The sequence below is a fragment of the Bacillus sp. BB51/4 genome, from assembly GCF_008368845.1.
In the GTDB taxonomy this organism is placed as follows: domain Bacteria; phylum Bacillota; class Bacilli; order Bacillales; family Bacillaceae_G; genus Bacillus_A; species Bacillus_A wiedmannii.
Genome location: NZ_QOSC01000003.1, coordinates 72,375 through 98,214, shown reverse-complemented (window position 1 = coordinate 98,214; position 25,840 = coordinate 72,375). Strand labels below are relative to the sequence as shown.

At 35.4% G+C, this 25,840-nt stretch carries 32 protein-coding genes; 19 read left to right on the top strand and 13 right to left on the bottom strand.

From position 1 onward, the window contains the following. Positions 1-137: 137 nt before the first annotated feature. The 3 genes from DN392_RS01900 to DN392_RS01890 all read left to right on the top strand — a co-directional run bounded on the left by DN392_RS01900 (position 138) and on the right by DN392_RS01890 (position 2,191). Positions 138-1,004, top strand: a complete 867-nt coding sequence (locus tag DN392_RS01900; protein WP_088091180.1) for an SDR family oxidoreductase — start codon at positions 138-140, stop codon at positions 1,002-1,004. 68 nt (positions 1,005-1,072) lie between these two features. Next, positions 1,073-1,834, top strand: a complete 762-nt coding sequence (locus DN392_RS01895; RefSeq protein WP_000732017.1) for a L,D-transpeptidase — start codon at positions 1,073-1,075, stop codon at positions 1,832-1,834. Positions 1,835-1,939: 105 nt separating this feature from the next. After that, the gene (locus DN392_RS01890) at positions 1,940-2,191 is read left to right on the top strand and encodes a hypothetical protein (RefSeq protein ID WP_000834191.1); all 252 of its coding nucleotides are present in this window, start codon (positions 1,940-1,942) and stop codon (positions 2,189-2,191) included. 33 nt (positions 2,192-2,224) lie between these two features. Here DN392_RS01890 and DN392_RS01885 read toward each other — a convergent pair whose 3' ends face one another. The 9 genes from DN392_RS01885 to DN392_RS01845 form a co-directional block, all read right to left on the bottom strand. Next, a complete protein-coding gene (locus DN392_RS01885) occupies positions 2,225-2,440 on the bottom strand; it encodes a DUF1540 domain-containing protein (RefSeq protein WP_001115401.1) in 216 nt (71 codons plus the stop codon). Positions 2,441-2,512: 72 nt separating this feature from the next. Next, positions 2,513-2,965 (bottom strand): thioredoxin family protein, encoded by a 453-nt coding sequence (locus tag DN392_RS01880; RefSeq protein ID WP_000738444.1) that lies wholly within the window; start codon positions 2,963-2,965, stop codon positions 2,513-2,515. A 12-nt stretch (positions 2,966-2,977) separates the two neighbouring features. Further along, positions 2,978-3,397: a disulfide formation protein C gene (locus DN392_RS01875; protein ID WP_000532271.1), complete on the bottom strand. Its 420-nt coding sequence runs from the start codon at positions 3,395-3,397 to the stop codon at positions 2,978-2,980. 164 nt (positions 3,398-3,561) lie between these two features. Beyond that, entirely contained in the window at positions 3,562-3,810 is a 249-nt protein-coding gene (locus tag DN392_RS01870) for a YhdB family protein (protein WP_001195458.1), read from the bottom strand. A 120-nt stretch (positions 3,811-3,930) separates the two neighbouring features. Further along, positions 3,931-4,440 carry a PCYCGC domain-containing protein gene (locus tag DN392_RS01865; protein ID WP_064470952.1) on the bottom strand — a complete coding sequence of 170 codons (510 nt, stop codon included), beginning with the start codon at positions 4,438-4,440 and terminating at the stop codon, positions 3,931-3,933. Between the two features lie 45 nt (positions 4,441-4,485). Next, a complete protein-coding gene (locus DN392_RS01860) occupies positions 4,486-5,595 on the bottom strand; it encodes a GerAB/ArcD/ProY family transporter (protein WP_061672596.1) in 1,110 nt (369 codons plus the stop codon). 12 nt (positions 5,596-5,607) lie between these two features. Beyond that, a complete protein-coding gene (gerYC, locus tag DN392_RS01855) occupies positions 5,608-6,690 on the bottom strand; it encodes a spore germination protein GerYC (RefSeq protein ID WP_000789838.1) in 1,083 nt (360 codons plus the stop codon). Further along, on the bottom strand, positions 6,687-8,192 hold the full coding sequence (locus tag DN392_RS01850) for a spore germination protein (protein ID WP_000489317.1): 1,506 nt from the start codon (positions 8,190-8,192) through the stop codon (positions 6,687-6,689). Before DN392_RS01850 ends, gerYC begins: the two co-directional genes overlap by 4 nt. Positions 8,193-8,316: 124 nt before the next feature. After that, entirely contained in the window at positions 8,317-8,922 is a 606-nt protein-coding gene (locus DN392_RS01845; protein ID WP_048567160.1) for a hypothetical protein, read from the bottom strand. Positions 8,923-9,154: 232 nt separating this feature from the next. On the opposite strand from DN392_RS01845, the gene DN392_RS01840 reads away from it, so the two are divergent. From DN392_RS01840 to DN392_RS01820, 5 genes are all read left to right on the top strand, one after another. Continuing rightward, positions 9,155-9,715, top strand: coding sequence for a nitroreductase family protein (locus DN392_RS01840; RefSeq protein ID WP_000214807.1), 561 nt, complete (start codon positions 9,155-9,157; stop codon positions 9,713-9,715). 114 nt (positions 9,716-9,829) lie between these two features. Continuing rightward, the gene (gene spoVR / locus DN392_RS01835; RefSeq protein ID WP_001202707.1) at positions 9,830-11,245 is read left to right on the top strand and encodes a stage V sporulation protein SpoVR; all 1,416 of its coding nucleotides are present in this window, start codon (positions 9,830-9,832) and stop codon (positions 11,243-11,245) included. A gap of 204 nt (positions 11,246-11,449) precedes the next feature. Next, positions 11,450-12,370 carry a hypothetical protein gene (locus DN392_RS01830; protein ID WP_064469252.1) on the top strand — a complete coding sequence of 307 codons (921 nt, stop codon included), beginning with the start codon at positions 11,450-11,452 and terminating at the stop codon, positions 12,368-12,370. Between the two features lie 11 nt (positions 12,371-12,381). Beyond that, on the top strand, positions 12,382-12,804 hold the full coding sequence (locus DN392_RS01825; RefSeq protein WP_061672591.1) for a hypothetical protein: 423 nt from the start codon (positions 12,382-12,384) through the stop codon (positions 12,802-12,804). Positions 12,805-12,963: 159 nt separating this feature from the next. Beyond that, a complete protein-coding gene (locus DN392_RS01820; RefSeq protein WP_000034539.1) occupies positions 12,964-14,226 on the top strand; it encodes a neutral/alkaline non-lysosomal ceramidase N-terminal domain-containing protein in 1,263 nt (420 codons plus the stop codon). Positions 14,227-14,336: 110 nt separating this feature from the next. On the opposite strand, the gene DN392_RS01815 is transcribed toward DN392_RS01820, so the two are convergent. Further along, complete coding sequence (locus DN392_RS01815) at positions 14,337-14,807, bottom strand: MarR family winged helix-turn-helix transcriptional regulator (protein WP_001076793.1); 471 nt, start codon at positions 14,805-14,807, stop codon at positions 14,337-14,339. A 146-nt stretch (positions 14,808-14,953) separates the two neighbouring features. On the opposite strand from DN392_RS01815, the gene DN392_RS01810 reads away from it, so the two are divergent. From DN392_RS01810 to DN392_RS01765, 10 genes are all read left to right on the top strand, one after another. Next, positions 14,954-15,538, top strand: coding sequence for a DUF3238 domain-containing protein (locus DN392_RS01810; RefSeq protein ID WP_000247274.1), 585 nt, complete (start codon positions 14,954-14,956; stop codon positions 15,536-15,538). A gap of 134 nt (positions 15,539-15,672) precedes the next feature. Next, positions 15,673-16,257, top strand: a complete 585-nt coding sequence (locus DN392_RS01805) for a DUF3238 domain-containing protein (RefSeq protein WP_000182091.1) — start codon at positions 15,673-15,675, stop codon at positions 16,255-16,257. 192 nt (positions 16,258-16,449) lie between these two features. Then, positions 16,450-16,713, top strand: coding sequence for a metal-sensitive transcriptional regulator (locus tag DN392_RS01800; RefSeq protein WP_000456206.1), 264 nt, complete (start codon positions 16,450-16,452; stop codon positions 16,711-16,713). Between the two features lie 73 nt (positions 16,714-16,786). Beyond that, the gene (locus DN392_RS01795; protein ID WP_074651426.1) at positions 16,787-17,362 is read left to right on the top strand and encodes a sulfurtransferase TusA family protein; all 576 of its coding nucleotides are present in this window, start codon (positions 16,787-16,789) and stop codon (positions 17,360-17,362) included. A gap of 38 nt (positions 17,363-17,400) precedes the next feature. After that, a complete protein-coding gene (locus DN392_RS01790; protein WP_149237899.1) occupies positions 17,401-18,531 on the top strand; it encodes an MBL fold metallo-hydrolase in 1,131 nt (376 codons plus the stop codon). Positions 18,532-18,557: 26 nt separating this feature from the next. Beyond that, positions 18,558-18,788, top strand: a complete 231-nt coding sequence (locus DN392_RS01785; protein WP_002108774.1) for a sulfurtransferase TusA family protein — start codon at positions 18,558-18,560, stop codon at positions 18,786-18,788. 30 nt (positions 18,789-18,818) lie between these two features. Then, the gene (locus DN392_RS01780; protein ID WP_001092309.1) at positions 18,819-19,178 is read left to right on the top strand and encodes a rhodanese-like domain-containing protein; all 360 of its coding nucleotides are present in this window, start codon (positions 18,819-18,821) and stop codon (positions 19,176-19,178) included. Positions 19,179-19,193: 15 nt separating this feature from the next. After that, positions 19,194-19,490, top strand: coding sequence for a rhodanese-like domain-containing protein (locus tag DN392_RS01775; RefSeq protein WP_000659147.1), 297 nt, complete (start codon positions 19,194-19,196; stop codon positions 19,488-19,490). A gap of 72 nt (positions 19,491-19,562) precedes the next feature. After that, on the top strand, positions 19,563-20,042 hold the full coding sequence (locus tag DN392_RS01770) for a DsrE/DsrF/DrsH-like family protein (RefSeq protein WP_000437733.1): 480 nt from the start codon (positions 19,563-19,565) through the stop codon (positions 20,040-20,042). Between the two features lie 33 nt (positions 20,043-20,075). Further along, entirely contained in the window at positions 20,076-20,840 is a 765-nt protein-coding gene (locus tag DN392_RS01765) for a sulfite exporter TauE/SafE family protein (RefSeq protein WP_000060746.1), read from the top strand. Positions 20,841-20,873: 33 nt separating this feature from the next. Here the strand turns inward: DN392_RS01765 and DN392_RS01760 are convergent, their stop codons facing one another. Both DN392_RS01760 and DN392_RS01755 read right to left on the bottom strand, forming a co-directional pair. Next, on the bottom strand, positions 20,874-21,314 hold the full coding sequence (locus tag DN392_RS01760) for a hypothetical protein (protein WP_000642361.1): 441 nt from the start codon (positions 21,312-21,314) through the stop codon (positions 20,874-20,876). A 148-nt stretch (positions 21,315-21,462) separates the two neighbouring features. Further along, on the bottom strand, positions 21,463-22,671 hold the full coding sequence (locus DN392_RS01755) for an LCP family protein (RefSeq protein ID WP_002108773.1): 1,209 nt from the start codon (positions 22,669-22,671) through the stop codon (positions 21,463-21,465). A 313-nt stretch (positions 22,672-22,984) separates the two neighbouring features. Between DN392_RS01755 and DN392_RS01750 the strand changes: the two genes are divergently transcribed. Next, positions 22,985-23,983, top strand: coding sequence for a YhdH/YhfP family quinone oxidoreductase (locus DN392_RS01750; protein WP_149237898.1), 999 nt, complete (start codon positions 22,985-22,987; stop codon positions 23,981-23,983). 34 nt (positions 23,984-24,017) lie between these two features. On the opposite strand, the gene DN392_RS01745 is transcribed toward DN392_RS01750, so the two are convergent. Continuing rightward, positions 24,018-25,673, bottom strand: coding sequence for a Na/Pi cotransporter family protein (locus DN392_RS01745; RefSeq protein ID WP_000456268.1), 1,656 nt, complete (start codon positions 25,671-25,673; stop codon positions 24,018-24,020). Positions 25,674-25,840 lie beyond the last annotated feature (167 nt).

Genomic DNA, 25,840 nt, shown 5'->3' with positions numbered 1-25,840 from the left:
TTTTGCAATAGTTTTGCATAAAAAGTTTACAACAATTCATATTTTGTGTCTTAAATTCGAATATTAATCGTAAAACGATGTGTGAATTTCAGTTTTTATTGTGCGCATATTATAAGGAAAAGGAGTTGAAAGAAGATATGCCGCAGCAAAAAAACTTTGTAACAAAGCCAGCGCAACATCAAAATAAACAACCTGGTATTGAATCGTTAATGAATCCTCTACCACAGTTCGAAGACCCAAATTATAAAGGAAGCGAAAAGTTAAAAGGAAAAAATATATTAATTACAGGAGGAGATAGTGGGATTGGACGCGCTGTTTCCATCGCTTTTGCGAAAGAGGGAGCAAATATTGCGATTGCGTATTTAGATGAGGAGGAAGATGCAAATGAGACGAAACAATATGTTGAGAAAGAGGGGGTAAAGTGTGTATTGTTGCCGGGTGATTTAAGTAATGAACAACATTGTAAAGATATTGTAGAAGAGACCGTTCGGCAGCTAGGTAGTTTGAATGTCTTAGTAAATAATGTCGCACAACAATATCCACAGCAAGGATTAGAGTATATTACAGCAGAACAGCTAGAAAAGACGTTTCGCATTAATATTTTTTCTTATTTTCACGTTACGAAAGCAGCACTTTCTCATTTAAAGCAAGGGGATGTCATTATAAATACGGCATCTATCGTTGCATATGAAGGAAATGAAACATTAATTGATTATTCCGCAACGAAAGGAGCAATCGTAGCTTTTACAAGATCACTTTCTCAGTCATTAGTGCAAAAAGGGATTCGTGTAAATGGTGTTGCACCGGGACCAATTTGGACGCCACTTATCCCATCGAGTTTTGATGAGAAGAAAGTCTCTCAGTTTGGGAGCAATGTTCCGATGCAAAGACCTGGTCAACCATATGAATTAGCGCCAGCATACGTATACTTAGCGTCTGGGGATTCATCCTATGTTACCGGGCAAATGATACATGTAAATGGAGGCGTTATTGTAAATGGATAGTTTTCATTGATAAGAGCAAAGTAAAGTTAATTCCAATTATTATATTGAGCGCTAGGGGAGGGATATAGATGAAAAAGTTATGTTTCGTCATACTATTATTTTTCATCCTACCGGTTAGTGCTTTTGCTGATACAGATCATTTAATATTAGTGAATCTTACGACAAACCAATTATCTTTTTTTGAAAATGGAAATTATACAAAGACATTCCCCGTAACAACTGGAAGAGACCGTACACCTACGCCTGAAGGTAATTTTTGTATTATAACTAAATTTAAAAATAAAGAATACCATCGAAAAAAAATAGCTGGGGGTGCACCGAATAATCCTCTCGGTACGCGTTGGTTAGGTTTGGATAAGAAGGAGTATGCCATTCATGGAACGAATCGGGAATGGACGATTGGAAGCCGCGAATCGAATGGCTGTATTCGCATGCATGACAGGGATATACAGTGGTTATATGATCGAGTCCAGTTACAAACAAAAGTAATCATTTCCCGTTTTCATACGAGCCCCGAATATGAAGCGAATAAGCTTGGTTACCGTGTTGTAAGTTGGAATGGTCGTAAAGTGGAAGAAGAGCAAATTGGCGTGCTTACGTTAGTAGACCGTGCCGATATATATTGGCAAGAACCAAATGGACAGTTAACGAAAGTGAAAACGTTATTGCCAAACGAAAGATATGCAGTGTATTCAAAACGAAAAGATGGAATATATTATATAGGAAACAATTTGTATATTGTGGATGAAACAGGAGAAAAAATTCGTTATGAGCAAATTCCTACTTCGACTTTAAGTAATATATATAAACGGAAATATAATATTCCGTAATAAGCTACCGTATTATAGACGGTAGCTTATTTCTACTTCGAGTTTAACTGCAACTATTGTATTTTGCTGAATATAATACAGTACAGATAGGGGGGCGGTTACATTATGAAAAGTGAATTTGCTTTTAAAATTTTCTTAGTAACGACCTGTTTATTTATCGTGTATTTGTATGCGTTTCTCGTTTTTTCTTTTTATGTTCCATATGTTGATTTAATATTGTTCTTCGGATTTATTTGGGCATTTGTGAAAGCAAGAGAAGGAGAGAAGAGTATATATCGGCGCATTACCTTATGTGGGACAGTTGTTCTCGTTATTTTGTACTTTTTTATGATGCATGATTTTTGGAGAGGAATGTAAAAAAGCACACGAGTAATCGTATGCTTTTTTTATTTAATATTTTGGCTTAAATGTATGACAACAAGTTTCTACACTTGTTGTTACAGAACTTTCTAGCGTCTCGTTTGTTAAAACCGCGCCTGTATACGAATCATTTGCATTTGAACCAGCCTCTTGAGCATCTGGTTGAACAACGATTGCACTTGCTTGACAAAAGTTACCTTGTCCCCAAAATGAGCAATTGGAAACAGAACATTTCACTTCTGGCATAAAACCCCCTCCTTATACATTAGTTTGGGATTTTACGCCCATTTCATGTGTAGAAGGAGTTTCCTTTTCTCGTTATTTTTTCGTTTGCTCAAGCCATTCTTTTAATTTGTCTTCCGGTTGTTCACCACTAATACGGCTTACTTCTTTGCCATCTTTAAAGTGAATGATTGTTGGAGTTCCTTTAATTTTATATTCATCCCAAGGAACATCTAGTTTTTCAATATCCATAACTTTCATATCGACGTTCAAGTCTTTAGCCATTGGTACTACGACAGGAGATAGCTTTTGACAATGAACGCAAGATGTTTGATAAAAGTATACTGTTTCTTCTTTTTTCTCTTTTAAATTCTTTTGAAGATCTGAAAGAGAGATTTTGTTTGTATAGTAGTCAGGGCCATTTGTCTTACTTTCAGTAGCATTATCAATTTTTTGGCTAGTAGCATTTTTTTCTTCCATTTGTGTGACAGCGAAAATTGCTGCAAACAGAGCGATAATAATACCACCAAATATAAGCATTTTTTTCATTGTTTCATCTCCTTATTTGTTTTTTATTACAATAAAACTACATACAGCGATTGTAATAAAGCCGATAAGTGCTAAAAACGGGATTGTAATAAAACCAAACCAGTTTATGAATTCTCCGGTGCAAGGTACACGGCCGCAAGCTGCCCCAGCAGCTGAAAATGCTGCGACTTTTTGAATTGCATAGTGATATAAAGAAATACAAGCACCGATACTTGCAATTGGTAAAGAATAACTTGCGATGCGATAATCTTTCTTTGCTACAGCGATACCAAGCCATAAAACGAATGGATACATAAAAATACGTTGATACCAACAAAGTACACAAGGCTCAAATTTCATGATTTCGGAAAAATAAAGACTTCCTAGTGTAGCGACAAAAGAAGCTCCCCATGCGGTAAGTAAAGCATATTCTTGCTTTTTTTCTCGTCCCATATTTTATACCTCTCTTATAATAGTTACATACTAAATTATAGTATGAAGTAGCACAGAAAAGAAAGAAAAAATATGTTTATCAATAAAAGTTTTATAAGAGGAAACTTTTATTGATATCAATATTTAAAAAAGCGCCATTCTCCTGAAGAGAATAGCGCTATATTTTACATTTGAATTTGTTCTACTTCTTCTATATGTGACTTTTGGGATGCGTGGTCAATATATTGAAATAGGAGCTGCAATTGTTTATCAACTTCTGGTAGTTCTTTACTGTATTGATAAGCGTGTAAAAAATGTTCAATACGCTTAGAAAATAGTTGATCGTTCGTTTGAACCATGAGAACGAGTAATTTATCCCAATTACAGCAATACGTGTAATAGAGAGCTTTGTCATAGTCGTTATATGTTTGCACTGTGTACCCTCCTTACTGAGGAGTTATATATAGTGTGTGACAAGTAAGGAGAAATACACTTGAAAGAATTTGTTAAGAAAAAAAGTGAATGAAAAGAAAAAACGAGGTGTTTCCTCGTTTTTAAGCTTTTGGCATTGGCGTAGGTGTTGGCTTGCCATAGCCTTCTTTGTATTTATTATCGATATAGTTACGAATTTCAAGCGTTGATTTTCCTTTTTGTTTCATCGAAGCAGATTCAACTGCGATTTCTAGGCAATTGACGCAAGTCGTTGCATGGGAATCCCAAACAACTTCACCATTCTTTTTCATTTCACGAATAAAGCAGTTTTTATTATTTTTATGTCCTACACTCTCACCGCAACCGCAGTAACATGGAATCCAATCTAATAGCTCTGCATTTTGTCCAGCAACAGTGTAAATGTCTTTCATTTGTGGATCAAGCTTGTCTAGGAAGGTAGGAAGTGTGTCGACTCCTTTTGTTTTCTCTTGAATGTCAGTTTGCTGAGTGTGCGTGGCGTGGTCATGCTCTTCTTTTGATTCAGATGATTTTTTTTCATTTGTACTAGTAGCTCCGCATCCAGCAAGAATTAAACTCAGTACTGCAAGTAAAGAAAATACATATTTCTTCATACGCTTGTCCCCTTTACAAATGTATTACTCAAATTGTATCAGAGATTATGGTGTATCGGTTGAAGATTTTTTCGACGGATTTTTGAAGCGCCATCGTAGTGAATGAAATAGAAATAAAATTGGGATATAGGCGTATACAATATATAAACCAGCTTTAGATAGTACTGTATTTAATGTGTTGATACTTTCACGGTTTGTGAAAAATAAGGATGAAATAAATATGACTGCGATAAATAATGGTAGTGTGATTTTAAATGGTATGTGAAACGATTTTTTACTAATGCAACAAGAAGACCAAATGGTTAAACAAAGATTAGGTAAAATAATAAGATACCATAGAAAAATAATGATGTACTCAAACCTTTGGATAAAAGGAACTTTAATGATTTTTAGCATCGTTAATGTTGGCCAAATGGTATGGTGTAGCTGCCCTTGACTATAGTACATAAGGGAAACAATTGCCAGTACTACGTATAAAACAGTTGAAAAAGCAATACCACCATGTGCCCATTTATTTATCGATTTTCCTTTTTTAATAAACGGATAAAAAATAAGAATCGCTTCAAATCCAAGAAATTCTAATGCAGATGCTTTCGTTGCATTTAGAATTTCTAAAGGTGAATGAGTAAGAATTGGGAAAATGTTACGGACATGTGCATATTTCATTGGGAAAACTAAGAAAAATAGGACGAAAATCGGTATGATAACTCCCCAAAAACATATTCCTGTTACAGACCGCAAGCCACCTCTAATTATGTAATAAGCTACAAGTAAAAATAGTAAGGTTAATTTCCACGGTTTAATTGTAGGAAAGACCCAAACTTGAATCACTTCAATATATGAACGAAGAACAGTAAGGCAAAATAATAAAAGATATGCGGCAAAGCATACAGAAAAAAATTTTCCAATCCACTTTCCGAAACATGTCGTATGAATATTCATTAAATCATTATCTTTTTCTAACATTTTAAGCATGCAAAATAGTACGATATGAGTTGCAATGCCAGCGATGATAAGAGAAATCCAAGCATCATAACCGGCAAATTGTGCAATAATCCTTTGGTATCCTAGCACACCTACTCCAATTTGAAGAGAGTGTAATAGAAGGAATGTGAAATAAGGGGAAACAGTATGTGTTTTATCTTGTTCAGCCATGATAGCACCTCACTATTCTCCGATACCAGATTGTACGACATTAATCTTTACATTGACAGCAACGTCTACGTTAGGATACATGTTCTGAATTTGTTTCATGCTCCATTTTCTTGAGTGACTACGAATTTCTTCACGTATACCAATTGGATCGATTTCATTTTCTTGGAATGTTTGTATTAATTCGTTTAAATCCTTTTCAAGCGCTTTTTCTACATGTCTTTTTACGTAAGTTACATTTTTGCTCTTCGATAAATCAAGCCAGCTGGGAGCATTTTTTATGAGTCCATTTAATTTTAAGTGTATGTTAACTTTCGGAATATCACCGTTTGGTGAAAGAGAACATACACTTTTTCCAGATATGTTTTGAGTAGCAATTAATCCTTTATGTTTACCTTGACGTATTGGGACTTCGTAACGCCCATTTTTCGTTGGATTAATGAGTAATTTAAATAAAAAAGACCTTTTCTTATCTGTATACATAACCACTTTATCCTTTTTTAAAAAAGCTAGCCCTTTAATGGAAGCAGATTTGTCTTCTGATACTTGAATGTAAGGAAGAAATGGATCGCATCCAGATGAATAGAAGTTATATAAAAAAATATTTAAAGCTGTCCGCGGGATTGTCTCGTTTTTTATATTTTGCTCCAATAAATCAGATAAATAAAGTGATCCATTTATTCTGACATGTTTCAGTAATTCTTCTGCTGAACCATCTACAAGTGCTAGCTGCACATCACGGCCAATGTTAGGATCACGTTGTAAGTTGTTAATAACATCTCCAAGTCCATGTTCACCAAATGCTTTTCCAAATAGGACAACACGCATTTGACCTACAGCGATCGTATGTGGAGATTTGGCGTTTAGAAGGGAAGAGATTGTTTCAATTGTACCTGCATGAGTTGATTGAGTTTCTGGTTTAGATTGTACGCCCTTTGTGTAATCGGGATATAAAATGGTTCCGCGAAATTTTTTATCTTTTATTATATCGAATCCACCTACGTGAATCATTCGCTGTGTATCAACTATATATGCTTCTGTACAACCAGATTGAACAATTAAAATGATAATGGAAAAGCATAATAAAATATTTTTCATTTTTCCTCACCGTCGCGTTTTTCTTTCGCTTTGTTCGGGTCATAGCGCCATTTCTTTTTGGGCCTTAGAAAAGAAGCGCGTTCTGCAGTTTGACTAAATGGAAGGCGAAGGAGTCCTTCTGCTGTCCCTAAACCGCGAAATGGATATAGAGGTAATAAATAAGGTGATCCAAGTGATTTTAAGCGAATTAAATGAGCTAATATGAGTACGAATCCTACAATAAGACCTAAGCCCCCAAATGCACCAGCTAAAAGAATAAGTGGAAATCGTAGTATCCGGATAGTAGAAGACATTTTTACAGTTGGTGTTGTAAAAGAAGCGAGTGCTGATAAAGCAACTGCAATTAATAAAATGTTACTCGTTAAAGCAGCTTGAACAGATGCTTGGCCAATTACAATCCCGCCAACGATGCCGATTGTTTGTCCAACTTTTGTAGGTAATCGTGCTCCAGCTTCACGGAGCAATTCGATTGTGATTTCTAAAAAAAGTGCTTCTAAAATGGGCGGAAAGGGTACATTAGCTCTTGAAAAAATAATCGGACCTAGTAAATCCACAGGAATCATTTGATAGTGATACGTTAATACAGCTGTATAAATAGCTGATGAAAATAGCGAGAATGCTGCTCCGAAAAAGCGAACCATTCGAAGAAATGAGCCTGCGATCCATGGTAAATAATAATCTTCTGGCGAGACGAAGAAATCAAGTAACGTCGCTGGTCCAGCTAATGCGTAAGGTGAACCGTCTGTTAAAATAACAACGCCTCCATTCAGTAATGCGTACACAGAGCGGTCTAACCGCTCTGTAGGTAGTAAAACAGGGAAGGGTGAGTTACTATTATCGCTAATAAACTGTTCAATCATAGTTGCATCAAAAGGAACATCAAAGTCAACATCTTGTAAGCGCTGCATTGCAGTATTGATGTGTTGTTCATTTGTAATGCCTTCGATGTAAGCAACTATCACCTTTGTTTTTGATATAGAGCCAACTATAACTTCTTTGAAAACCAATTGCTCTGTTACTATATTTCGGCGAAGTAAGTGTGTATTTGTATCAATATTTTCAACAAACCCGACTTTTGGACCGATTACACTATATTCATTTTCGGTATCGTTATATAATCGTGTACCTAAAACTGAACTTTCAGCACGAATAAGTGCATATTCTGCTGCTTGAGAATCGTTTTTTATCTGTATGAGTACATACCCAACTAATAATTTTTCACGAATATCATCAATAGAAGGATTGGTGATGATCCCTTCGAGTGTAACGATATTTGCTATGTCACTTATATTTTCAATGCGATCTAATTCTCTTTTTATAGGTGTTAAAATGAATCGATTAATGAGGAGTGATTCAGCTGTAGATTTATAATAAAACAAACATAGTGTCCCATCTTCTACGATGTTATAGGAAACGAAATCACTAGATTCTTTCATAGTGAGGACAAACTCTGGAATGGAACAGATTGTTTTTTTCTTCTTTTTAGACGATAAACGAAACATTTTCTCACCCCTTACTACATCATTTGTTTATGTTAGTTTTTGGGAAATACGGGAATTTATACTTCAAAGTTGAAAGTTCATAAAGAAAAGGAAGAGCAGTGAATACCTCTTCCTTTTTTGCGTGTTAATTTGTTTGCTTCTCTTTAATAGACTTCACTAATTTAATCATCTCTGCTCGTATATCTTCTCTTTTAACATTTAATTTTTCCGCGATTTGTTTAATATCCATACCGTCTTTTTTCATTTTTAGTACATCATCAAGAGGGGTATTACTTTTTTGAGAGATGATTGTTAATACCGTGAGCTGACGTAATCCGATATTATAATCTTTCATTTTTTGTTTTAGTCCGTCTGGTGTAGATTTTTGCATATTTGCTAATTCTTGCAGCAGTGCTTTTTTCGTCTCTTTATTCATATGATGCTTTTTCAACTTACTTGGATCTACACCGAAATGCTGGGCTGTTTTCTCCCAAGATTTATTTTGTTTATAGTAAGCTAAAACGTCTTTTATTTCTTTTTTACTCATTCTTGCAATGTGAGCAGCTTTCCAAATTTCATGTTTGTTATAGCCGAGTTTTTCGAGCGACTGCATTTCTTCTTCTGAAATAGGCTTATGATGATGGTGCAATGTTACTTCTTTTGGCGTGGTAGCGGAAGCAGAAGCAGGGAAGGTAGATATCCCGCATAATAATGCTGCCATAGTCATACTTACTACGATTTTTTTGTACATGTAAATTCCTCCTAGATGGATAATGTGGAAAACTGTACACATATCATTTCCATAAAATGTGAAATACTTGTGAACAAATGAAGTTTTTTTATTCACAGTATAAAATGACGTTTTTGGAAGTTTTCCAACATAAAACATTGATTAATAGTAAAAAACTAAGGTATAATCGAAATTGAAAATCAATATCAATAACAAATGTATACATATAGATGAAAATAAGGGAGAGAAAAATATGACTACATATACTTCCATCGCAAATGTGATTAAAGAAAGACGCTCTGTACGTACATTCACAGATAAAGCTGTAGATAAAGAGTTATTAATTGAACTATTAAACGACGCAACGTGGGCACCGAATCATAAACACCGTGAACCATGGAATTGTAAATTATACATTGGAGAAGGTCGCAAAAAATTAGTAGATGCAGTATTAAACTCTTTCACAGAAGAAGAAAGAGCGAAACGCGGCAAAATTTTATCAGATCGTTTCTTAAGCACGCCTGCACAAATTGTTGTTTATATTAATGAAGATCCACGTCAAATTCAACGCGACGAAGATTACGCTGCAACATGTGCATTTATGCAAAACTTCCAACTGCTTGCTTGGGAACGCGGATTAGGTTGTGTTTGGAAATCAGGCGGATTAAACTACAATCCATTATTTATAGAAGGACTTGGTTTAACAAGAGGTCAACGCATCGTTGGAATTCTTCACATTGGCTATTTCGATAAAGCACCAGAAGGAAAAGCTCGTACACCGATTACGGAGAAGATGGAGATTATTGAAGGTTAATAGATGAGACATTCTCGTTTTTATGAGGATGTCTTTTTATTATGCAATCAATCCTCATGAAAGCTTGTTTCCAATCATACACTTTCTTAAGGGAAAGTGTAAGGAGGGAAAATAATGAGAGCAAGTGACGATAAAGCACTGCAATATGCGATTGCGGAAATTACGGAAATTGCGACTGGATTTGGGCTTGATTTTTATCCGATGCGTTATGAAATATGTCCAGCAGAAATTATTTATACATTTGGTGCATATGGGATGCCGACGAGGTTTTCACATTGGAGTTTTGGAAAACAATTTTTCAGAATGAAATTACAATACGATTTAGGTCTTAGTAAAATATACGAACTCGTTATTAACTCTGATCCATGTTATGCCTTTTTATTAGATACGAACTCGTTAATTCAAAATAAATTAATTGTAGCGCACGTTTTAGCACACTGTGACTTCTTTAAAAATAATATTCGTTTTTCAAATACGAAGCGAGATATGGTAGAAAGTATGTCTGCAACAGCTGAACGTGTGAAAGCATATGAGCATAAGTATGGAAAGGCAGAAGTAGAGACATTTTTGGATGCCGTACTTGCTATTCAAGAGCATATTGATCCATCGCTTATGCGTCCGAAACTTGCGTGGAGTATTGAAGATTTAGAAGAGGATGTAGAAAAGAAAAGGATATCACAGTACGATGATTTATGGAATTTAGATGATCGAAACAAAAAGAGAGAACGACCTAATATGCATAAAAAGAAGAAAATTCCGCCGCAACCAGAGAAAGATTTACTACTCTTTATTGAAGAATATAGCCGTGAGCTAGAAGATTGGCAGCGCGATATATTAACGATGATGCGCGAGGAAATGTTATATTTCTGGCCGCAGCTTGAAACGAAGATCATGAACGAAGGTTGGGCTTCGTACTGGCATCAACGCATACTCCGTGAAATGGACTTAACATCTTCTGAAGCGATTGAATTCGCAAAGCTTAATGCAGGTGTAGTTCAACCATCAAAAACAAGCATTAACCCATACTACCTCGGTATTAAAATGTTCGAAGATATTGAAGAACGCTACAATAACCCGACAGAAGAAATGAAGCGACGCGGTGTAAAACCAGGGTCTGGTCGTGATAAAATCTTTGAAGTACGCGAAATTGAATGGGACGTATCGTTCTTAAGAAACTACTTAAATAAAGACCTCGTAATGAGAGAAGATATGTACTTATTCCAGCGCCAAGGAAAAGAATATAAAGTAATAGATAAAGAGTGGGAACATGTACGTGATCAGCTCGTAAATATGCGTACAAATGGTGGCTTCCCGTACTTAGTAGTAGAAGACGGAGACTACTTAAAGAACGGAGAATTATACATTAAACATAGTTACGAAGGAATCGAGCTTGATTTAAAATACTTAGAAAAGGTATTACCATATCTTCATCAGCTGTGGGGAAGAACGGTGCATATGGAGTCCATTGTGGAGAGTAAGGGCGTTGTGTTTTCTTATGATGGGAAGATGGTGCATCGGAAGTATGTGTGAGGAGAAGCCGCTGGGATCAGCGGCTTTTTAATTGAATTAACAAATCTAGTTAAGTAAAAGGTATTATATTTCATGTAATGTCCTTTTATTATTTGTTTTTCGAATAAAATTTATCTTCCTAATCCCAGATATTTGTTAAAATATATGATATGAATTACATTTGTTTAGTTTGATTAATAGATTAATAGAGGGATGGGATTTTAAGTGGGTTTTATTAAAAATTTAGTCACCTTTGGGGCTTCCGGTCGAATTGAAAGGAAGATCGAAGAGTTTAATCAGTGGAAAGAAGAATACGAAGAACTATATGAGGAAATGGAAAGAAAAAGAAAAGAAACAAATTCCGTATTGGAAGAGGTCGTTACTTCAAAGGTTAGAGCTATTAAAGCATTAAAGAAGATACATAAGATATCTAAAAATTTAAAAGGGAAAGATCGAGAAATATTATTGAGAAAAATGGGTGAAGAACTTGAAACAGTTGATTTTAATAATATTGATTCGACTATTAGTGCAGCGGATGCAGCATTAAATGCAACGAAGGGGTTAGCTACAGGAGTTGGTACTGCACTAGGTGCATGGGCATTAGTATCTACATTTGGAACTGCTTCAACGGGTGCGGCTATCACAGGATTAAGTGGTGTTGCCGCTAGTAATGCAACTCTTGCTTGGTTTGGTGGTGGTGCAATGGCTACTGGAGGAGGTGGCATGGCTGCTGGAACAGTTGCTTTAGGTGGTATTGTATTGCTTCCCGCATTAGTTTTGACAGGAGTTTTTAGTCATTTGAGTGCTAACAAAAAAATAAATGAAATTGAAGAGCAAATATATAGCATAATGGAATCTATGGATCAAATAAAAACAAATTTATTACAAATGTCATTGGTAGTAACTAGGGGAAATGAGTTATTAGTATCTTTGCAGAAAAGCACAGAAGTATTTAACCAAGAATTTAAGCGCACGTATAAAGAAATATATTCTTATCCATTTATTTCAAGGTTATTTAAATGGGTTAGAAAAAATATATTTCGTAGGAATTATTTTTCTAAAAAAGATCTAAATAATATAGCTTATATTGGTGGATTAGCTAGTGATTTTGCAGTTTTAATTGATACAAAGATATTTGAGGAATAGGAGAGAATAATATGTTCGAAATGATATTTAATAAAAGTAAAGATATAAATCCAATAAGTAAGTTGGAAGAAGTATCTAGAATTATTCCATCGGCGGATGTTCTTCGTTTTTTCGATCAATTAACACAAGCGTATACAGAAAATCAAATAACCCAACGTGACATCGCTAGAATAGAAGCCCAAAGAGAAGTTTTGTTAACTGAAATAAATCGTAAGTACGATGTATATCAATATGTATTCAAACAAATTTTCGATGAGAGAGAAAAAGCAATTAACAAGTCCTTTGCAGTTATTGATAAAGGAATGAATGAAGGAGATAAAGAGTTAATAAGTATGGGATTAAAGAGCTTAAGTACAGTTGTCTCTTCAAGTCCTTTTTCTAATATTCAACAGTTGTCTGAATTACTGGAAGGTAACAAGGTATTTGAGATTTAAAAGGGTAGTGGCTGTATACTTCTAATCGATTAATAAAATTATTTAAAGAACAGATAAAGAATTCAGTTGAAATCCTTGTCCGTTCTTTTTTATTTGGAACAAAGTTAAATATGCTATTCTTGAAAAAAGGGAGTTACATAGAGAAATGGAGCGATATAAATGAGCAAAATAGGGGTATGTAAGGTTGATATTACGCCGCCTGTAGGTATTGATTTTGTCGGATACCATAGAGAGACAGGAATAAATAATATTGAAGAGCATATTTATGGGACGATTTTTGTATTTGAAAAAGATGAAGTGAAAACGGTGTTTATAAGTATTGATAATATTGGGATGTTAGTAGAAGATACGAATATGATTCGTGAGCGAGTAGCGAGTAGGCTTCATGTGCCATTTGAGCGAATAACAGTTGTTTATACACATACACACTCTGGTCCGGAAACTGTTGGTGAGCAACCTTTAGTAAAGTCGTATAAAACGATTTTAGTAAATAATGTAGTGCAAGGTGCTGTTACTGCGAATAACAATTTGAAGTTGTGCGAAGTTGGATGGGGTGTTACGACAGGTGATATTGGTGTCAACCGAAGAGAGAGAACATCTGATGGAAGAGCGAAGATGGGAACAAATATAGAGGGTGTTGTAGATAAACGAATTGGCATGTTAGCGATAAGAAATGCTGAAACGAAGGAGCTATCTGGTATTGTAGTATTTTGTACTGCGCATCCGAATGTTTTAAAAGGTGATAGCGATGTATTATCAGCGGATTATCCTGGAATGACAAGGGAGATTCTTGAGAAAATCGTAAACTGCCCTGTTATTATTGTGCAAGGAGCTGCTGGTAATGTAAATGCGAAGTATCGTGGTTCAAGGGAAGCATTAACACAAATGGCTTACATGCTTAGTGGACATGTATTAACGATGTTGCCAGCAGTTTCTTATAGCCCGATTGTAAAATTAAGAACTATTTCAAGTGCGATGCAAATGAAGTTGAAGGATATCCCTGAAATTGATGAGATAAGAAGAATGGCTCGGTTCGCCGAGAAGCAGTGGGGCGTGAATACGGATGAATGGCTTACTATCGTTTTAGAGAAATATAAGCAAGGTATTCGGCAGTTACGTATTGATTTAGAAGTTCAACTGTTCCAAATTAATGATGGTATGTTCTCTGGTATACCGATGGAACCTTTTTCAGAAACGGCATTAGAAGTGAAAGATCGTCTTCAAAATGAATTAGCTTTCTTTGGTGGATATATGAACGGATATGTTGGTTATTTACCAAGCGAAGAGGAATATGTATATGGTGGGTATGAAGTCGAGTTAAATACAGTTGTATATGGACCGGTTACGAATTTATTGATGCCACCGGGGGAGAATACTGCGGAGTTGGTTGTGAAGAGAGTTATGGAATTATATAACGCGTAAAAAAATATATTCAGTAGAATAAAATTTAAAGAAATTAATGATTTTTAATACAGCTATAGAAAAACGAATCCATTTTGAAGAAGTTGAATCAAAATGGATTCGTTTTTTGTTTACCAGACAGGTCGTATATTTGATGATAATTTCTCTGTATTTTCTTTAGTGACGAATGTCGTTAAATCTTCTTTAAGCATTTGCATTCTTGCTGCACCTATATTTTTAATCCATCGCTGCTCTATTTCAGCTACTATTTCTTCTTTTGCTTTCATTACTGCTAAACCACGTTCGGTTAAAACAATGATTTTACCCCTTTTATCAGTAGGGTGTATTTTACGTGTAACGTAGCCACTATTCTCAAGAGAATCGACCATTTTACTTATAGCTTGTTTGGAAATCCCTAAATATTCAGCTAACTCTATACCAGTTGCTCCATTAGGAAGGATGCGTTTGAACATAAAACCATGTGCTGGTCTAATATCTTCAAATCCCAATTCACTTAATCTGTCATGTAGCTCAGTAATTAATGTACTAAAGGATAATGATAAAAGTGAAGTAAGATCTAACTCGTTAAATGTTTGATTCATGTATATAACCTCCGCACTTGTAGTCAATTAAGTTGACTATATATAATACTTATTGTACTATACACAATATAGTCAATCAAATTGACTATATTGTGTTGGTAGAACAAATAATGATTTATATAATATAGAATCAATGGAGGTTTCATATGGTCAATATCGTAAAAGTTAGAGGGAGTGTCTTTGCACCATATGCATCGCTGGAACCTATTAAGGATCCTGCAACAGGAAGATCGTTTGAATATGCTGGAGATGCACGTGAGTTTACACCATACGCTGTGAACGCAAAGCGTTCAAGATTAGAACAAGAAGTGAATATTGATTTTTATAAAAGAGAAATTTTCACATATGCAGATGCTTGTATCGTCACAGTGAAGATTACAAATCCAGATGGCTCAATTGAGTATCAAAAGGGAGAAACAAGTACAGAAAATATTGTATGTACTAATATCGTATGGGGCGAGGATGAAGTTTCATTTGAAATGAGAGCAAGTGCCAGTAATCCGTTAAATGCGGCAGCACCTGCAGCTGATTATTTGTTGGCTATACGAGTTAATAAAAGTGGTACTGTGCATGTTGAAGGTGTACATGATGGTTTTCCTTGCTATGAATTTTATAAACAAGTAGATTTTGGTTCGTTTGAATTAATATATACACATGATTTTAGAGAAACAAATGATACTCCAGCAGCACTAGCTGGAGAGATGGAATATAACTTTAAAATGACAGTCTAAACGTAAATATAGCACTATTTTTTAGAAGGAAGTAGAAAAGTAAAAGAGAAATCTATTGGTTTTAGGATTGAAATTATGGTTTGTTTTATTTAATAGTATTCAGTATCTAAAATAAAATTATAGAGGTGGTTCTTATGACTAATATCGTAAAAATTAGAGCCAGTGTCTTTATTCCAATTTCTTGGACAGAAGCTAAGAAGGATATGGAAACAGGAAAAATAATTCAATTCGAAGGTGATTCGCGTGAATTTACACCACATGCGGTAAATACGATGCGCTCTAGAGTTGAGCAAGAGGTAGTAGTTGATTTCTATAAAGAAGAAGTGTTTTCATATGCGAACACGGGTATTACGACCGAGAAGGTTACAAGTCCAGATGGTTCTGTGAGTAAAAGAACAGGGAAAGCAAGTACAGAAAATATTGTGTGTACTAATATCACATGGAATTCTGACGGTGTGCAATTCAAAATGAGTGCGAGTGCAAGTAATCCATTAAATGTATATGCACCTCCTGTGGATTATGTATTAAATGTATGTGTGAAAAAGGACGGCAGTATTGATGTTCAAGGAGAGCATGATGGTTTCCCTTGTTTTGAATTTTATAAGCAAGTAGATTTCGGTTCATTTGAAAAAATATATACACATGATTTTAGAGAAACTGGTGATACACCTGAAGCGTTAGGTGGAGAAATGGATTATAGTTTTACAAAGAGTTTATAAGAAGTAAGATAATAATACAGTGTAGTTGAGAAATGCAAAAGTCAATAAAATCAGTGGCTTTTGCATTTTTACTATACGTTAGAAAGGTTCAAAAAAATAAAATGCTTTACAATATACCCTTGAGGGTATATGATGTTATACAAAGTTACAAAGTAATGTATAATATCGTTATAAATACGGAGGTGGTCTACAGTGGAATATAATCAAGATATGAAAAATAGATTGAAACGTATTGAAGGTCAAGTTCGTGGTGTACTTCGCATGATGGAAGAGGGAAAAGATTGCCGAGAGGTTATTACACAGTTAACGGCATCTCGTTCTGCACTTGATCGTACAATTGGACTTGTTGTGGGAACAAATTTAGAGCAATGTTTGCGTGAGCAGTTTGAAAGCGGTAATGGTTCAAATGAAGAGTTAATTAAAGAAGCTGTTCAATTACTTGTAAAAAGCCGATAATCTGTCAAACATAAGTGTTGACAGATTTTCAAAAACATTTTAATATACCCCTACAGGTATGTGTATATAAATTATGGAGGAATCGACTATGAGTATAAAAGTGGATATGAGTTTAGATTGTAAAGGTTTGGCCTGTCCGATGCCGATTGTGAAGACGAAGAAGGCGATGGAAGGTTTGACATCAGGGCAAGTGATTGAAGTTCAGGCAACAGATAAAGGGTCTACTGTAGATATACAAAGTTGGGCGAGTAAAGTAGGTCATCAGTACATCGGGACGAAATACGAAGGTGATTTATTGATGCATTACGTTAGAAAAGCACACGAGCATGAAATGAATGAAGTAGTGAAATATCCTCATACGATTACGAATGCGGATTTGCAAGATATAGTATTAAGTGGTGAAGAGTGTACTGTAGTAGATGTTCGTGAAGCGGCGGAATTCGCCTTTGGTCATATTCCATCGGCCATTTCGGTGCCATTAGGTGAACTAGCAAGCGCAGGATTAGATAAGACGAAACAAATTTATGTTATTTGCCGAACTGGTAACCGTAGTGATGTAGCTTGCCAAATGTTGAAAGATAAAGGGTATTCAAATGTGAAAAATGTCATTCCAGGTATGTTAGAGTGGCAAGGGAATGTGGAAAAATAAAATTTTTTAAATAAAAATATACCTATGGGGGTAATTAGATGAGTGTTAAACCGCTACAAGCAAAAGATGTTGCAGAGAAAGTTTTATTCGGAGAGTTGTTTATTTTAGATGTTCGTAATGAGACGGATTATGAAGATTGGAAAATTGAAGGGAGACAAATTTCTTCTATAAATAAACCGTATTTTGATTTGTTAGATGGTGTAGATCATATTGTAAGTGAATTACCTAAAGATAAAGATGTTTTAGTAGTATGTGCAAAAGAAGGGTCTTCTATATTTGTGGCAGAGCAATTAACAGAGGCCGGGTTAGAAAATATTTATTATTTAGCTGGCGGTATGAAAGCTTGGAGTGAATATGTGAAGCTGTTAAAAGTAGGAGATGTACAGGGCGGAGGGAGTATATATCAATTTAACCGCCTTGGAAAAGGCTGTTTATCTTATATGGTCGTTTCAAACGGTGAGGCAGCAGTTATTGATGCAGTCAGAACAGTTGAAGCATATGAAGAATTCGCGAAAGAGCATGGCGTTACGATTACGAATGTAATGGATACACATTTACATGCAGACCATATTTCTGGCGGACGTAAGTTAGCTGAAAGAGTAGGTGGTACGTATTGGTTACCGCCAAAAGATGGGGAGGAAGTTGTTTTCTCATATAAACCGCTCGTTGAAGGATCAATTATTACGGTGGGGGGTACTAAAATTGAAATTGACGCATTATACTCACCGGGGCATACGATTGGAAGTACATCATTTATTGTAGATGATTCCTATTTATTATCAGGCGATATTTTATTTATAGATTCAATCGGGCGTCCAGACCTTGCTGGAAAGGCTGAAGATTGGGTGAGTGATTTACGAGAAACTCTATATAACCGATATAAAGTACTATCTCAACAATTAATCGTGTTACCAGCTCATTATTCAAAAGTAAGTGAAATGGATGAGAATGGTGTTGTGAGCGCAAAGTTAAAAGATTTATTTACGTATAATGCAGGACTAAATATTGAGAGTGAGGGAGAGTTTCGTAAAGTTGTAACGGAGAATTTACCACCTCAGCCGAATGCTTACGAAGAAATTCGTCAAACGAATATGGGGAAGATTCATCCGAGTGTAGATAAAGAGCGTGAAATGGAGATTGGTCCAAATCGTTGTGCAGTTCACGAATAAGAAATAAATAAAAAATGGAGGAATAGATGATGAATGTAAAACAAGTATTAGATGCGAAAGGTTTAGCATGTCCGATGCCGATTGTAAGAACGAAGAAAGCGATGGATACTTTACAAACTGGAGAAGTGTTAGAAGTACATGTAACGGATAAAGGGTCAATTAAGGATATTCCGGCGTGGGCAAATAAAGGTGGTCATGACATCGTAAAGCATGTAGAAGAAGCTGATGTGCTAAAGTTTTGGATTAAGAAGGCGTAGCATGTTTATAAATGTAGAGAGGTTGGTTATATGAATACAATATTAAGTACGCTCTTTATTGTACTGGCTGCAGGATTTGTTATTTCACGTTTTTTACCGGTAAAAGGTGTTCAAAATATAAGTGGGAAAGAATTAAAGAGTATAGCAGGAAAAAAGGGAAAACAATTTATCGATGTTCGCACAGTAGGTGAATATAGAGGAAATCATATGAAAGGATTTCAAAATATCCCGCTAAATGAGCTAGCGAGTAAGGCAAATCAGTTAGATAAAAATAAAGAAGTAATCGTTATTTGTCAGAGCGGTATGAGAAGTAAGCAGGCTGCAAAAGTATTAAAAAAATTAGGGTTTCAGCACGTTATCAATGTTTCAGGTGGTATGAACGCTTTGTAAGAAAGGAATATCAAGATGAAAGAAATAACAGCGAAAGAAGTAGAGGAAAGATTATTACGAAATGAAGAGTTACATGTAATCGATGTTCGTGAAGTAGAAGAAGTGGCGGAAGGGAAAATTAAGGGAGTGCTTCCTATTAGGTTAGGACTACTAGAGTTTCGAATGCATGAGTTGGATAAGCATAAAGAATATATTATCGTTTGTCGCTCTGGCGGAAGAAGTGCAAGAGCAGTTCAGTTTTTAGAGAGCTACGGTTTTCAAGCAATCAATATGGTAGGTGGTATGTTAGCGTGGGAAGGGAAAGTCGTATAGTACAGAGATAAATGATTTGAGCCTTTTTATAAATAATAAAATACCCCTATAGGTAATTGGAGGGAGCACAACATGGAGCAACAGAAGAAAACAACAATTGTTTTATTTAGCGGAGATTATGATAAGGCGATGGCTGCTTATATTATTGCAAATGGTGCAGCGGCGTATGATCAAGAGGTAACTATTTTTCATACTTTTTGGGGATTAAATGCTTTAAGGAAAGATGAGCATGTGAAGGTGAAGAAAACTTTCATAGAAAAAGTATTTGGAAAAATGATGCCGCGTGGTGCAGACAAGATGGGATTATCGAAAATGAATTTTGCTGGTATGGGACAAAAGATGATTAAAGGTATTATGAAAAAACATAATGCTATGCCTTTACCAGATTTAATTGATTTGGCGAAAGAACAGGGGATTAAACTTGTAGCTTGTCAAATGACAGTAGATTTATTAGGGTTAAAAGAGGAAGAGATTATGGAAGGGGTAGAGTTTGCAGGAGTAGGAGCTTATTTAGCAGATGCTTCGGATGGGAATGTAAACTTATTCATTTAATTCACCTTCTTTTTAGAAGGGAGGGGATGTAAGATGAGCTTAGTCGTATTACTTTTTATAATTGGGTTTATAGGATCGTTTATATCAGGAATGGTTGGAATTGGCGGTGCGATTATTAATTATCCAATGATCCTATACATTCCGGTATTGCTAGGATTTACTAGTTATACGTCACATGAAGTAAGTGGTATTACAGCGGTTCAAGTATTCTTTGCAACTTTTGCAGGGGCATGGGCCTATCGGAAAAGTAATGATATGGATAAAACGCTAGTTGTGTATATGGGAGCTAGTATATTAATAGGAAGTTTCATAGGGAGTTTTGGTGCTAACGTATTAGCGGAACATACGGTCAATGTTGTTTATGCAGCGTTAGCAACAATAGCTGCTATTATGATGTTCGTACCGAAACGAAATAATAGTGGTGAAGTGACATATAATAAATGGTTAGCAAGCTTGTTAGCGTTTATTGTAGGAGGCGCATCAGGCATTATAGGTGCTGGAGGTTCTTTCTTATTAGTTCCTATTATGCTAGTTATTTTAAAATTGCCGATACGTACAACAATAGCAACATCTATCGCTATTACGTTTATTTCCTCAATAGGGATTACGACTGGAAAAGTGATAACTGGGCAAGTAGTTGTAATTCCAGCTCTTATTATTGCGATTGCAAGTATCTTTGCTGCGCCGCTTGGAGCACGAGTTGGGAAGAGGATCAATCAAAAAGCATTGCAATATATGTTATCGATTTTGATTGTAGGCACTGCTGTTAAGATGTGGATTGATATGTTATCGAAATAAAAGGATGGCGCTGCTTGCAGCCCATCCTTTTATTTATGCCCAAATAACTTTCATTAAGTTTTTATATTCGTCATTTGCTAATTTATATAGCATTCTCGTATGTTCAAAGACAAGTGCTGGATTGAAATTTGGTTCTGAGAATGCAAGTGATGCTGAAATATCAATTGCATTTTGCTTATTTAACGTGAATTTTGCAAATCGGTAAGATGTGTTTAATTCATTGATGACATGCAAAATATCATTTGTTGATGTTGCATCAGGTACGTGAGCAACATTGAAGCAGTATATATCCACAGTAGGATGTTCGTTTTGGAAAGCAGCGATTAGTTGGATTTTTGCGCCAGCTTCTGTCTCTAACCCTACTGAAAAATGAACAGAACCATCATTTTCATCTATATTTTCTTCCATGTATATATCGTTTGATTTTAAGTAGTCTTTAAAATCTGAGATGTTATGTTTTACTGCAGCTTTCATATGTATGAGCCCCCTGATAATTGGAATAGATTGCTACTATTTATTATAATTTAAAAATATTAAAAAAGATAGTTAGAAAGTTCTGATTTTTAATTATAGAGAAATAAAAAGAAGCAGTACTCTACCTCCATAGAGAACTGCTTCTTTTTTATTCATTGTCGTTAGACGATGTTTCTGTTTCTTCACTGCTATTTTTATTCTTATTTTTAGATTCGTTGTTACTTGATTCGCGTTCACTTGAATTTTCCGACTTAGATTCTTTTGTTTTCTCTGTGCTTGTTTTCTTTGAATCAGAGTCTGTTTTTGTATATGCAGGTAATCCAAGGTGAGTACGAAGTTCGTTTGTAACAGTTGCTAATTCTTTTTTATCTGGATTGTAGTAATACGTTCGGCCGCCACCAGCAGATTTGCTACATGTATCGTCACCTTTTTCCATATAGCAGTCTTCACCTTGAATTTGTAATTTCTCAATTTCCGAGTCCGATCCGTACTTGTAGAATGAAAGCATATCATCGAATGTTAAGTTAGTAACGAATTGTCCGTTAATATCATCAATGATGTTACCAACTTTTGTTACAGATCCAACGCTTGTTAGTTTCTTTAAAATGGCTTCAATAACGAGTTGTTGACGTTGTCCACGCATTGCATCACTATCGATGTGGCGCGTTCTAGCAAGAGCAAGAGCTTCTTCACTATTTAGCTTTTGAACACCTTTTTTCAGATGAATTGCATCAGCATTATCATTGCTATCTTGTTCAGTAAATTCAACTGGTACATCGACTTCAATCCCGCCTAAATCATCGACAATTTTCATAAATGATTTGAAGTTAAACTTTACAAAGTAATCGACAGGAACATTCATTAATTTTTCAACTGCATCAATACTTGCTTGTGGTCCACCATCTTTTCCGTTTTTAGTAGAACCGTATGCATGAGCGTGTGTAATTTTATCTTTTTTCTTTTCCACTGGAATATAAGTATATGTATCTCGTGGAATGCTTAATAGTTTTACAGTTTTGCTATCTTTATTAAACGTGGCAAGTAATAGTGCATCCGTTCTTATAGCTTCACCATATTCTTTCCCGCGGACATCGCTTTCATCAACACCCATGACTAAGACAGAGACATTATTTGCGATAGGTTTTACAGCTTTATCACGTAAATCAGATTTATCACCGCGTGCTAAATCGTGTGCGGCATTTCGAACAGCAGAAGATGCTTTATTTACTAAAAACCAAGTATAACCGCCACCTATTATTAAAAAGAATAGAATAACGCTTATAATAATTTTTGTTTTTTTCTTACCTTTTTTCGGTTTACTGCGTGTATTTTCTTGCAAAGATGGGTTTTGCTCCATTTCTTGTACTCCTTCATTTGGATTGAAATACGACACTCATATCCACTTATTATAATGAAATTTGACGAAAAAAACATTACAAATCATTTACATTTCGTAAAAATTCAATATATTTATAAAAAGTCAGATTTTCTATATTTTATTTTTAAGATGTAGAATAAGTATAAGTTGTTTTAGTAGAAATGAAAATATGTATTGTGAGAAAGTAATAGAGAAGTAAGATTTGTTGAAATATAGCCAAGAAGAAATGAGTAGGTTTACTTATTTCTTCTATATAATAAAGAAGAAATTTACGGATAAAGGAGAGAGCATAATGAATCATACATCATTCCGAGCAATCGTTGTGAACGAAACAGAAAGTAAGCAGTTTGTAAGAAACGTTGTAGAGAGAGAAGTAAGTAGTTTACCTGAGGGAGACGTATTAATACAGGTTCATTATTCTTCATTAAATTATAAAGATGCTCTTTCAGCCACGGGTAATAAAGGTGTTACGAGAACATATCCTCATACGCCAGGGATTGATGCAGCAGGAGTGGTTGTGAGTAGTGCAGATGAAACCATTAAGGTAGGAGACCAAGTTATTGTAACGGGATATGATTTAGGTATGAATACTTCTGGTGGTTTCGGAGAGTATATTCGCGTGCCAGCATCTTGGATCATCCCTTTACCAGAGGGAATGTCATTAAAGGAAAGTATGATGTACGGGACAGCAGGTTTTACAGCTGCTTTATCAGTATATAAGCTTATTGGAGCAGGCATAACGCCTAGTATGGGAGATGTTTTAGTAACGGGTGCAACAGGCGGCGTAGGGAGTGTAGCGGTTAGTATTTTAAGTAATCTAGGATTTAACGTAGTAGGAGCGACAGGGAAAATGGAAGAAGAAGAGATGCTACTACGTCTAGGAGCGAAACAAGTGATTCATCGTACGGAGTTGAATGATGAATCAGGAAGACCAATGTTAAAAGGGATATACGCCGGGGTTATCGATACTGTAGGTGGACATATGCTAGAAACCGCTTTAAAAACGGTAAAGTATGGTGGTTGTGTAACGACGTGCGGTAATGTGGCAGGACAAGAATTGCAAACAACGGTATATCCGTTTATTTTGCGAGGCATAAGCCTTTTAGGAATCGATTCTGTGCAATGCCCAGTGGATGTGAGAAGAGATGTGTGGACGCTTTTAGCAAGTGAATGGGAAAATAAAGAGCTACTATCTTATACAGAAGAATGTACATTAGAAGAGTTAGATGAAAAGTTTATACTTATATTGCAAGGAAAGTTAAAAGGAAGAACTGTTGTAAATATGAAATAAGAAAAGAGACGCTTAAGTTAGCGTCTCTTTTCTATTATAATGATTGTTTTAAATTGATTTTACCTTGTTCACCTAAAACACCATCAGCAATATTTACAGCGTGATCACCGATACGCTCTAAGTTACTTACCATATCAACGAAGATGATACTTGCATCACCTGAACAGCTACGTTCGTTTAGACGTAATACGTGACGTTTACGAAGAACACGTTCCATTTGGTCGATTTTACGTTCTTTTGCAATAACCGTTTGTGCTAGTTCAGTATCGAAGTTTGTTAAAGCTTCAACTGCGTCTTGTAATGTTGAAATTGTTAATTCAAGCATTTCATTTAGTTCAGCTAGTGCTTCGTCTGATAGGGAAACACGGTTTGAAATTTGGAAATCTACAAGTTCTACTAGGTTTTCTACATGATCACCAACACGTTCAATATCTCCAACAACACCTGCTAAAACGGAATGTTTTTCAGAGTCTGAAGGTGAAAGCGGCTTTTCCGATAGTAAAACTAAATACTCGGTAATTTTTTTATCTAAATTGTTAATAGCTCCTTCTAATTGAGTAGCCATGTTTTCATGCTTTTTGTCTTGTGTATTTAAATATTGATTCGCTTCTTTTAAGCCGTGTAATGAAAATTCAGCCATACGTACAACCTCTTTTTGAGCTTCAGTTAAAGCAATAGCTGGAGATTGCTCAATAAAGATTGGATTTAAATGTTGCGGTTTGAAGTTAATAGATGAATCTTCACCACGAATGATTTTTGTTACGATCCATGCTAATACTGCAATAAATGGGAACTGAATGATTGTATTTGTTACGTTAAATGTTCCATGTGCAAATGCAATTGTCATTTCTGGATTTAAGTTTAATGACGTTTGGAAATATTGGATTAAACTTGTAAATGGTACTAATAAAATTGTAAAGATAATGGTACCGATAATATTAAAGATAACGTGAACTAATGCTGCACGTCTTGCGGCAATTGAAGTACCGATTGCTGCTAATACTGCTGTAATTGTTGTACCGATGTTATCACCGAACAATACAGGAAGAGAAGCTTGTAAATCAATAGCACCTTGACCGAATAGTTCTTGTAAAATACCGATTGTTGCGCTTGAGCTTTGTACAATTAAAGTGAACACTGTACCGACAATAATTCCTAAAATTGGATTGTCACTCATGCTAACCATTAACTCTTGGAATGACTCTAAAGAGCGAAGAGGTTTCATACCTGCGCTCATTAATTCTAAACCGAAGAATAACATACCAAAACCGAATACAACTTGACCTACAGAATGTACTTTTTTATTTTTAAAGAAGAATAGTAAAATCGCTCCAATTGCCATAACTGGGAGCGCATATTCTCCGATTTTAATTCCGATAATAAATGCAGTAACTGTCGTCCCGATGTTCGCACCCATAATAACACCGATTGCTTGTCTTAATGTCATAAATCCGGCACTTACAAGTCCGACTGTTAAAGCGGTTGTTCCTGAACTTGATTGGATTAATACAGTAACTAACATACCTGCTAGTACACCCATAAGTGGGTTTGTTGTAAAGCGATCTAAAATATCGCGAAGACGATCACCAGCTGCTTGTTGCAGTCCATCGCCCATGTATTTAATCCCGAATAAGAAAATACCTAATCCACCAATGAACTGGAAGATCATATCTTGAACATTATATTCCACGCACTCCACTCCTTAAATTTCATGTACGCTGTAATTATTAACTAAACCTTGAGGCACTGTAAACGGTTTGCTAGTAAAATTTACACTAACTTTACAAAGGGACAAAAAGTTTACAATTCTTTAAAGAAACAGCTGTATTTTATTGGTTTTCATCTTGTATAAATCTT